A 3789-nucleotide genomic window follows, 5' to 3' on the forward strand; every position below is an offset into this window, starting at 1 on the left:
AATGAAGGAGACACGGGATTATTTGAATAAGGCAAAATCGAGTGCTCTATATTCGATCACCGGAATGGTGGACTTTAACTTGTTTCTAGGAGATCTTGTGAACGAGGCGGGAGGAATGTTAATCAATGAACTTTCCTTCAAGACGAAAGTCGTTAGTATGGGGATGTTAGACTTCGGGACTTTCAAGACGGATCATAGCGACTTGAACAAATCGATAGCAGCAGGGTATGGAGAACTCGATAAGAGCCGAGAAAAATACATGAGCGAAGAACACAGAGTATATTCAAGAAACGCGAATTACTTATATAAGAACGACCAGGTATCGGATGCGATCGTTACGACAGGCTTGGCGGCTTGCACGGCGATTCCGAACCCTGCATCCCCAGGATGCTTTACCGGTTTAGTAGCTTACAAGACAGCTCGGGGAGCTTACGAGGGAGGAGTGGTTGGAGCAGGTGCGGCTATGGGAAGTGCAGCTCTTACCTCTACAATGAGGTCCACCGGCTTCGGGGTGAACTTCGGGTACAGTTATGCAAACGGATACAGCGCAGGAATCAACTACGGAATTCCGGGACAGACAACCGGAATCCAGGGTGGAGTCGGCTACTCGCAGAGAAACGGATGGAATGCGAAGATCGGATACGGATTTAAGAATGGTGTTAACTTATCCTACGATCATTCCGAATTCGGAGGAGATACATACACCGGTACGTTAGCAAACAACTACGGAGGTGCATTCTTAAACTATAATACGGAAAACGGATACAGCGGGGGAATCAACGTCACATCCAACGGTTCCATCTTTGGGAATCAGTTGGGTGCGTTTAGCACTCTCGGTTATGGGAATTCGGGAGTATATAACGATGTGGGTTATTTTGTTCCTGAGAAGGCGCCCATGACGGAGGCCGAGAGGGAACAGGCTGCGGAGTCTGCGAGGAATAACCTGTTGAATAATATCCTGGGCGGGATCGGGTATGTGGCTGGGAGAGTTGGGGACTTTGCGAAAGGGATTTGGGATGGGATGTTTGGGGAATACGGATTTAAGAATGGTGTTAACTTATCTACGATCATTCCGAATTCGGAGGAGATACATACACCGGTACGTTAGCAAACAACTACGGAGGTGCATTCTTAAACTATAATACGGAAAACGGATACAGCGGGGGAATCAACGTCACATCCAACGGTTCCATCTTTGGGAATCAGTTGGGTGCGTTTAGCACTCTCGGTTATGGGAATTCGGGAGTATATAACGATGTGGGTTATTTTGTTCCTGAGAAGGCGCCCATGACGGAGGCCGAGAGGGAACAGGCTGCGGAGTCTGCGAGGAATAACCTGTTGAATAATATCCTGGGTGGGATCGGGTATGTGGCTGGGAGAGTTGGGGACTTTGCGAAAGGGATTTGGGACAAGTTGTTTGGGGACAGTAATAACGATCCGAATTCTAATCAATCATCGGGATCAATCCAAGCCTTACTTCAAAACCTAGGTTCTATTGATTTAAAAACCCTAATAGATAACTTATCACGAAATAAATTTGGAATGGAAGCGCCGAATGGTTTCCCGCTTGGGGGGAATTTGCTTGCGGCTTTTAAAAATCTATTTTCCAGTAACGAGCGAAGTGATTCTTCAACATCCAATACGAATGGCAACACACCTAATTCGGAAGGACCATCTGATAGAACAGTGTTATCCTCCGACGACTTAAAGCCGGGAGGAGAGGTTGACAAATTAATCTCGGAGAAAGTAAATTTTGGTAAGGTCGGAAACGAAACGGATACGGAGCAAAGGAACCGTATAGTGAGCGAATTGAGAAAAGTTTCCGAAAGTTTAGCCTTCGATAGCCAGGAAGCTTTTAATCAGTATTTTGGCGGCGAAGATCGCTACTCACATGGGGACTGAATGGCAACACACCTAATTCGGAAGGACCATCTGATAGAACAGTGTTATCCTCCGACGACTTAAAGCCGGGAGGAGAGGTTGACAAATTAATCTCGGAGAAAGTAAATTTTGGTAAGGTCGGAAACGAAACGGATACGGAGCAAAGGAACCGTATAGTGAGCGAATTGAGAAAAGTTTCCGAAAGTTTAGCCTTCGATAGCCAGGAAGCTTTTAATCAGTATTTGGCGAAGATCGCTACTCACATGGGGACTGCTTTGGACGGAATGGGGTATGGATTCCCGGGGTGGCCTGGTGCTGTCGATCAACGAGGAAATTTGAATTTTCAAAATAACATCGACTGTTCTTCTTTTGTGAGTTCAGTATTGTATGCAGCAGGTGTAAGCTACGGTCTGGGAAATCCGCTTCATGGTTATGCAATTTATGGTAAAGACACAATGTCCGCGCAAGACATTGCGAATAGAGACGCGAATGAAAAACCGTTATTGGGTTCTTCAGGATACGGTGGAGTCCAGAATATGAGATACAACAGCAATCTTTTTATACCGACTCCAAATAACGAACCGATCCTCGGTTCGATCGGTATGATGATGAAGTATGATGCTAACCTTGGGCTATATTCGGATCATACTTATGTAATTAAAAATAGAAATAATGATACTCTGGAAATTTATGAAAGTGCAGGAGGGAAAGGGGTTCAATTTTCTAAAAGGACACAAAATAGTGGCGACAGATATTGGAATAGTAAGACAACTTACTGGCAAGTTAACCCAAATTATATACCCGGATTAATTTTATCAGGATGGTAATAGATTGATGAACGTAGAGAAGTTCGTAGTATCTTTTTTTTTAATAATACTGGCTGGATGCTTTGATATTCAGAATGCTCCTACTAAAAATTCTGAAGTCGAACTGATTAAATGTACAAATTCAGATGGAATAAAAAAATATAGTAAAGGATGTATTCCACCGGGAAAAAATCATTTTTGTTCGATGGTATCAGAGTCGATTAAAAAAGGAAAATTATTTGAACTTATGGCTAAATTTGGAAAATGGAAAGCAACATATGACGCTGCGGGGGACTATTATTTCTTATTTCTAAAGAATGGTCAAATTATACAATACGAAAGTTTGGCAGGAGATCGGAGAAACGATAAAAGAGTAAAGCGTAACGGAAGTATCATTCTTACTGACGAAGAAATTAATATTAAAGGATTATTAATATATAAAGAAGGTAAAGGAATGGTACAATCGAATGAAAAAACAAAAAGGATAGGCTGCTACGTTGGAGCGCCGGATCAGCTAAATATAAAATTTGTTCAAGAATTAGCTTTTGAGCCTATCGAAGAGGGCTCTCTATACTACGAACCGGCCAATATAGAAATTGATTATCCTTCAGGAGAGATGAGAGAAGTAAAATGATTCGACCGCGTTACTCAATATATTTTCTGACACGCCGATAAAAATAGACCTAAGCGGAGAAATAATCGTAAGAAACTGATTACAATGTTTTGAGATCGATCAACTGACGAGTCATTTCAAATAGGCCATGAATCTGCTTGTGTATAGTATAATTCCTTAATTTAGTATCCTCGCAGCAACGATACGCAGGGTGCGAAGCAGTCGCAGCGTTATTATTGAAAAGTAATGAATAAAAACAAAAGAGACGCTGAGACCGGAGCGAACGCGAAGCCCGAAGTAGCGTGACCCTGAACGAAGTGAAGGGGGCTGCCCGTCAGAGGACAGAAGACAGAGGACTGAGGACAGAACATTGATGAGCGGAGTTTCCACGTACTATAGAAAGAATTTTATGCTAAGAGTGGATTTGTCCCCCGTCCTGTGTAGCATTTTTAACTTCGAGCAGCTTCTGTCTAGCGTGAGCAAAGCGAA

At 43.0% G+C, this 3789-nt stretch carries 3 protein-coding genes and 1 pseudogene; all 4 read left to right on the forward strand.

The window, feature by feature from the left end:
* Positions 1-1108 (forward strand): annotated as a pseudogene (locus LEP1GSC047_RS20690) (hypothetical protein); the annotation flags it as partial.
* Positions 1109-1206: 98 nt separating this feature from the next.
* The gene (locus LEP1GSC047_RS20695) at positions 1207-1902 is read left to right on the forward strand and encodes a hypothetical protein (RefSeq protein ID WP_020989228.1); all 696 of its coding nucleotides are present in this window, start codon (positions 1207-1209) and stop codon (positions 1900-1902) included.
* Positions 1903-2057: 155 nt separating this feature from the next.
* The gene (locus tag LEP1GSC047_RS20700) at positions 2058-2708 is read left to right on the forward strand and encodes a hypothetical protein (protein WP_155825704.1); all 651 of its coding nucleotides are present in this window, start codon (positions 2058-2060) and stop codon (positions 2706-2708) included.
* A 7-nt stretch (positions 2709-2715) separates the two neighbouring features.
* Positions 2716-3321 (forward strand): hypothetical protein, encoded by a 606-nt coding sequence (locus LEP1GSC047_RS20705; protein ID WP_020989229.1) that lies wholly within the window; start codon positions 2716-2718, stop codon positions 3319-3321.
* Positions 3322-3789 lie beyond the last annotated feature (468 nt).

The organism is Leptospira inadai serovar Lyme str. 10, from assembly GCF_000243675.2.
Classification (GTDB): Bacteria; Spirochaetota; Leptospiria; order Leptospirales; family Leptospiraceae; genus Leptospira_B; species Leptospira_B inadai.